Below are 6,942 nucleotides of genomic sequence, written 5' to 3'. Positions count from 1 at the left end.
TATAAGAACACAGTATATATCTCACTGCATAGTGATTAAAGATATATACTGTGTTTTCTGTTATGTGTAAGTATCAAATTTTAAATTACACTTATCGTCGAATAAATATCATGACTTCTATCTTGTTTGGCCTATACGTAAGCTTGGTTTTTATATTATGTATCTATAGTTTGAATATATATTTTGAAAGTTCTAAAAATTTTATCTTAATTTAACAAAACAATAAATGTAAACGATGAAATATATGAAAATATAAAATTTTTTCTTTGCAATGGAATTCCTTGCAAAAATGTATTGCAAAGTAGAAAAAATAGTAGCATTATAATAACAAAGTAAACCTATGGGAATTATAATATATTTTATTTATTCAAAAGGGGCATGTGTACGAATAATTATAAAATATTAACTTTAAGATTTCATAGTAAATCTATTGATATTTATTCATGTAGCAAGAGGGGGAGATAAAAATGTTTAAAAAAATAAAAATATCTCAAAAGTTAATTATAACAAGTATAGTAAGTGCATTATTTTTAATTGTAGTTGGAGGAATTGGGTTATCGAATATGAATGTATTAAATAATAATACAAATATAATTTATAATAATAATTTATTAGCTTTGCAAAAATTATATTCAATCCAAAACAATGTTAATTTAGGTGTATCAGATATGGAACATATTATTAATAGTAATTTCAAAAGTAGTGTTAGTGACTCCATAAGTAATTTAAATGATCGATCAAATTTAAATAACAAGATTTTTGAAGAATATGAGAATATACAATTTTCGAGTAATAAAGAAGAAGAAGATTATAAAAAAGTTAGAAATACATTATCTCAATATAGGGATTCAAGATCTAATATAATGAAATATATAAATGAGGACAATTATGAAGAAGCAATTAGGTTGTACAATTCTGAATATGTAAACTTAAGGAAGCAGTTAGAATATAATTTAAATGTTGTTATACAAGACAAGATTGCGTATGCAAAGAATATGTCAGAATCAAGTAAAGCTGTTTTTAATAGCTCATTCATATTTCTTACAGCTCTTATAGTAATTGGAGCACTAACTCTGGTTATTCTAGGTAGTGCAATGGCAATTTGGTTAAAAAGAAGAATAAGTTATGTAGTTAATTTTGCTAATGGTTTAGCAGAAGGAAATTTGACACAAGAAATAAAGATAACCTCTGATGATGAATTAGGCAATATGTCTAGAGCTTTAAATATTGCTACAGCAAATATGAAGAAACTTGTTTTAGAGCTTGTCAATGAGATGAAAGAAATGAGTATTTCAAATGAGGCGCTAACAACAATAATGAAAGAAATGTCTGTAACAATGCATAATATTAAGGGAGCTACAGGTTGGATTGCTGGCACCAGTGGGGATTTAAGTACATCAACGCAAGAAGTAAGTTCTCATACGACAGTAATTGAGGAATTGACTAATGAACTTAATAAGAAGGCTGAGAAAAGAGAAAAGGATTCAGATGAAATCATGCAAAGAGCATTGGAGGTAAAAGAAAAAGCAGAACAGTCATCTATAAAGGCTATAAGTTTATATAATGAAAAAGAAACAAAGATTAGAAAGGCAATTGATGATATAAAAGTAATTAAAGAAATAGACAATATGGCAGCAGTTATAGATCAAATAGCAGAACAAACGAATCTGTTGTCACTTAATGCTTCTATTGAGGCGGCTCGTGCAGGGGAAGCAGGAAAAGGTTTCGCCGTAGTTGCAGATGAAGTTAGAAAATTAGCGGAAAAATCATCGCAGACAGTTATAGAAATAAAGAGAAATGTTGAACAAGTAAGGGGAGTTATTAAAAACTTTATTGATCACACTAACGATATATTAGGATTTATAGAAAAACAGGTTAAACCTGATTATGAAATGATAAAATTAATTGGACATCAATATGAGCAGGATGCTCAAATTGTAAATCAGATGTCAAAAGAGATATATGTATCTGCAAATTCAATTGCTAGAAATGTATCAAAAGTGAATAATTCGATACTAAATATTTCAGCAACATCACAAGAATCAGCTTCAAGCGTAGAAGAGATATTTGCGAACATAAGTGAGACAAGTGCAGCAGTAGAACAAGTGACAAAACATGCTAAAGATTCATCGAAGTTAGCCAACAAGTTGATTGAAATGGGACATAGATTTAAATTTTAGAGACCCATATAATTGGTTATCTATATATATCTGAGGAAGTATTTTTATTCTATCAGTGTTTTAAAAAAGTAACATAAAACACATCATGTATCATATTATTCCTAGTAATAAGAGATATACGCTTTATATTTATATATTATAGATACTTAATCTGTATATTAATTTATCTCTTAAAATATATTTTAAACTAGAAATGAAGGTCATGCTTTTGTGAAAGTATTACAGTAGAATATTAAGCTATAGATATTTCTTTAATAGAAATTAACAACTTAATATTCAGTAACTTAAACAAGTGCATGACCTTATCTTTGGCAAGTAAATTCATAATCATAATTTTTAACTTAGGTATATATATTAAATTTTAAGTGAATTATTGTTCATTATTAGTTGAGCTAACTTGATTATTGCCTTTATCTCGGTTGTTCTTGCCATTCATTTTATCAGCATTACTTTTATCATTCTTATTTTTATTATATTGAGAAGAACCCATTTTATATCACCACCTTGTTTTATTTTTTATTATTTGCGGAAATAGTTTGCGCTATTCATACTCTAATAAGTTTTATATTTACTTAGGCTGAGATCTAATTTTTACATTAGCAAATTTTTATGGATATTCTGTCATAAAATTTTCACAAATTAGTGCTATAATAGATTTTGGAATAAGTACTATTTATAATTAAAGTATATCCTAAATGGAAATGTTAAATATAGGGCAGGAGGAAGATGATGCGACTCATAACAAAATTCATACCTAACTTAATCACTATAACAAGAATAATAATGTCATTCTTATTTGCTTATGCCATAATTGATCAGTTTTTATATAATGAAGATAAAAGTAATATGTTGATTATATTATTTTCTGCTATTTGTATTTCAGATTTATTAGATGGAAGAATTGCAAGAAAAATGAATTCAGTTTCAATTATAGGAGCTAAACTTGATGTATTTGCTGATTTATTATATATAATTCTTTCATATGTAACTTTGGTTAATGTAAAAATTTTGCCTTTGTGGTTTTTGGGTTTTGTATGCCTTAAATTTTCTGAATTTATTGCAACATCGAAATTTATGAAAAATTATAATAAAAATTCAAATAATCCTTTTGTTTTTGATAAGATTGGACGAGCTATAGCAGCTATGTTTTTTATAATTCCAGGAATAGCATGTATTTATAAGTGTTTTGAAACTAATAGCTTGACAATAGTACTAAATTGCTTACTTTATGTTATATTTTTTGGTGGAATTTATTCTTCGTATTTAAGAATAAAAAGTTGTTTAGTATGTTTTAAATTGAATAATAATATAGATATATGATTATAATTGCATGCATATTAATTATATTTATATTAAAGAATAGAGTTTATTTTATTTCCAAGTTTTGTTTATGAAACTGGTTACTTATATATTATAATTGTATATATTATGGTTTTAAGGAGAAGAAAATATGTTTTTATTTGATAGAAATAAGCTAAAGATGAGAAGTGAAGAAGATGAAGAGGGAATTAAGACTTTTATAGAATATCATGGAATAAAGGAAAAGAATAGATTTAGAGAAAAGGTTTTAAACGAACTGATTGGAGCCAATTTATGTTTAGCAGTTTTGGATTCGAGGTTACTATTTTTTGGAAATGATGAAAAACCCAAAATTACATTTGAAGAAATTATAAAATCCTTAGATTCGTCAATGATGGCATATAAAAAAGTTGAGATAAAAAAAATACCAGAGGTATCTATGTTTGGTTTAACTGTAAAAAAAGGATCCAAGAAGACTGATAAAGATTACGTTATAGGATTTATTTTGAATAAAGATAATTTTAAGATAGTAAAAGAATATATAAATAAATTTAATATGTATTACTTTATAGATAGAACTGGTCTTGGAGAAGAAATTTTACTACAAAAGTTAGAGGAAAATTATGAAGAGATAGATGAGTTGGGTAAAGAATTCTACTGCCAAATTTTTAATAATAATTTTAATTACAGGTTAGTTGTTTTATCTGGAAATGAAGCGGCTAATGAAATTAAAGAGATAGTTAATAAATGTCATTCAGAGCTATAGCAAGAAAAACATCAACGTTTTAATAGTTTTAAACGTTGATGTTTACTATTTGGTGCATAGTTGTGGCATTAAATTATTAGACTAAAGATTATTGCAATATTAAACAGCATAGATTTCAAGAACATTTTCAATATCGTTAATAAATATTTTCCCATCTGTGTAATTGCTGATTCTAATTTCTTGTAAAACTTTATCTAGTATGATTTCAGCAACTTCAGGAGTCACAACTGTTTCAACCTTTACTCTGCGCAGAAAATTAACAGTATATTCTGTACCTCTAAAGATTTTCTTATACCCTTTTTCGTTATTGTAATCCTTAATATTTGAAATTATAATATCAGTAGCATTGCAATTAGTTAAGATAGTTTTTAAATCATCCAAATGCTCACTCTTAATAATAAATTCTAGTTTCTTCATGCTATCATCTTCTTTCTTAAAAATAGGTTTTATATAAAAATGGGACAAAAACTTTAATGATAAAAAAACAGAGTCAAGCTATTTTGCTTTGACTCCATTGTCATGTGTATTTTTATTATAAAAAACGTCGTCTAATATTTATCAATATTAGACGACGTTGTCATTAATTACTATATTAAAACTCATTATAATAATAGAAATGCAAGAGGTCAAGAAAATTATCAAATATTTATTGAAAAATAATTGCTTTTTTACTACGCAAACGTATCTGAATAGAAGAACTGAGGATGCAGCTGACTTCATGTGATTTAGTATTAATGAAATAAAAAAGCCATATACATATTGGTTTCAGGAGTTAATTAATAAGCTAAAATATCATAAAAACCTCCTATAATAAATGACAAAGACAAAATATATAAAGTTATGTAGTATGGCTTATTAATACTAATTTTGCTAATATTTTAGCAGATTATAATCTGTGATAATGGTTAATATATTACTGCCAAACAAAATTTATATTATTAAGGGAGGTAGATTCAAATGGCATCAAATAATAGTGGAAGAAACAGAACATTAGTACCAGAAGCAAAACAAGGGTTAAACAGATTAAAAACTGAAGTTGCTTCAGAAATAGGATTACAAGACTATGAAAGCCAAGACAAAGGAAACCTTTCTTCAAGACAAAATGGAAGTGTTGGCGGTTACATGGTAAAACACATGATAGAAAACTATGAACAAGGCTTAAAATAATTATAAGCTAAAAGCATAGTGAATAATTTCTACCCAATACTATGAACCAAATAAACCCTTATGGTTAAAAGCTGGTAGAACAAATATAACAGAGTTATACTTGTTCTACTGGTTTTTTGCATTGAAAAATAAAAAGCCTTTGAATATATTGAGGGTTATAGTGAGTATGAATAATATTAGACTATAAAATAAAAGTTAAGTAAAATTATTCTTTTCATTATCGGACCTGTCATAAAGTAAAACTTTTTATATAGAACTATTTCGTATACAATTTAAGCAGCATGAATTTATGCATACTTATATGATTTATTAATTTAAAAGTGTTTTAAATCAGGGATATCTTATAAATTTATTCTTGACATGTAGTTAACTTGAAGTATTATAATATGTAATATTAGGAAGGAAAGAAATAAGACGACTGTAGAGTAAATTAACTAATATATTTATTGAATTATAAGAAGGGTGATGACAATATGGAGAATATTACATTGGGGAGAACAGGAATAATAGTAAATAGAAATGGGTTTGGTGCTCTACCGGTTCAACGTGTTTCTAGTGAGGAAGCAGCAAAACTATTAAGAAAAGCTTATGATAATGGTATTAATTTTTTCGATTCAGCAAGAAGTTATACTGATAGTGAATATAAAATTGGTCTTGCGCTAAGTGATGTAAGGAATAAAATAATTATTGCTACAAAAACACCTTCTACTACTGTGCAAGGGTTTTGGCAGGACTTAGAAAATAGTCTTACTATGCTCAAAACAGATTATATAGATATTTATCAATTTCATAATCCAAGTTTTTGCCCTAAACCAAATGATGGGACAGGACTTTATGAGGCTATGTTAGAGGCAAAAAAGCAAGGAAAAATTCATTTTATAGGCATCACAAATCATAGACTTTCAGTAGCCATAGAGGCTGTTCTTTCAGGACTTTATGATACTTTACAGTTTCCATTTAGCTATCTAGCACATAAAAAAGAAGAGGATTTAGTGAATTTATGTAAAGAAAAGAATGTTGGTTACATCTGTATGAAGGCATTGTCAGGTGGACTTATAACAAGAAGTGATGCTGCTTATGCATACCTTTCTCAGTTCGACAATACTTTACCTATTTGGGGAATTCAACGAGAAAATGAGCTTGATGAATTTATTTCTTATATTGAAAAGCCTCCTGTAATGACAACTGAGATTGAAAAATTTATTGAAAATGAAAGAAAAGAACTTGTAGGTGAATTTTGCCGTGGTTGCGGATATTGTATGCCATGCCCTGCGGGTATAGAAATTAACAATTGCGCAAGAATGTCTTTGCTTCTTCGCCGATCTCCAACTGAAGGACACCTTTCGGAGGAAGGTCAAGCTAAGATGAAGAAAATCGAAGATTGTATAGAGTGTGGAAATTGCAAGGCTCACTGCCCTTATGGTCTTGACACTCCAAATCTTTTGAAGAAAAATTATGAAGACTATAAAACATTTTTAAAGGCATAAATAGAATATATGGTTAATATAACGAATGGAGTTTAAAATTTAA

6 protein-coding genes are annotated in these 6,942 nt (G+C 27.4%); 5 read left to right on the top strand and 1 reads right to left on the bottom strand.

The window, feature by feature from the left end:
- The first annotated feature begins 467 nt into the window (after positions 1-467).
- From CLCHR_RS14390 to CLCHR_RS14380, 3 genes are all read left to right on the top strand, one after another.
- On the top strand, positions 468-2,180 hold the full coding sequence (locus CLCHR_RS14390) for a methyl-accepting chemotaxis protein (RefSeq protein WP_079440531.1): 1,713 nt from the start codon (positions 468-470) through the stop codon (positions 2,178-2,180).
- A gap of 729 nt (positions 2,181-2,909) precedes the next feature.
- Positions 2,910-3,500: a CDP-alcohol phosphatidyltransferase family protein gene (locus CLCHR_RS14385; RefSeq protein ID WP_079440530.1), complete on the top strand. Its 591-nt coding sequence runs from the start codon at positions 2,910-2,912 to the stop codon at positions 3,498-3,500.
- Between the two features lie 130 nt (positions 3,501-3,630).
- The gene (locus tag CLCHR_RS14380; protein ID WP_079440529.1) at positions 3,631-4,245 is read left to right on the top strand and encodes a hypothetical protein; all 615 of its coding nucleotides are present in this window, start codon (positions 3,631-3,633) and stop codon (positions 4,243-4,245) included.
- Between the two features lie 99 nt (positions 4,246-4,344).
- Here the strand turns inward: CLCHR_RS14380 and CLCHR_RS14375 are convergent, their stop codons facing one another.
- Entirely contained in the window at positions 4,345-4,662 is a 318-nt protein-coding gene (locus CLCHR_RS14375; RefSeq protein ID WP_079440528.1) for a P-II family nitrogen regulator, read from the bottom strand.
- A gap of 540 nt (positions 4,663-5,202) precedes the next feature.
- On the opposite strand from CLCHR_RS14375, the gene CLCHR_RS14370 reads away from it, so the two are divergent.
- Both CLCHR_RS14370 and CLCHR_RS14365 read left to right on the top strand, forming a co-directional pair.
- Positions 5,203-5,412, top strand: coding sequence for an alpha/beta-type small acid-soluble spore protein (locus tag CLCHR_RS14370; protein ID WP_079440527.1), 210 nt, complete (start codon positions 5,203-5,205; stop codon positions 5,410-5,412).
- A 473-nt stretch (positions 5,413-5,885) separates the two neighbouring features.
- Positions 5,886-6,899: an aldo/keto reductase gene (locus tag CLCHR_RS14365; RefSeq protein ID WP_079440526.1), complete on the top strand. Its 1,014-nt coding sequence runs from the start codon at positions 5,886-5,888 to the stop codon at positions 6,897-6,899.
- The last annotated feature ends 43 nt before the right edge of the window (positions 6,900-6,942 follow it).

It is taken from the genome of Clostridium chromiireducens (assembly GCF_002029255.1).
Lineage (GTDB): Bacteria > Bacillota > Clostridia > Clostridiales > Clostridiaceae > Clostridium > Clostridium chromiireducens.
The sequence above is the reverse complement of the archived record's forward strand: the minus strand, read 5'-3'. Positions and strand labels throughout refer to the sequence as shown.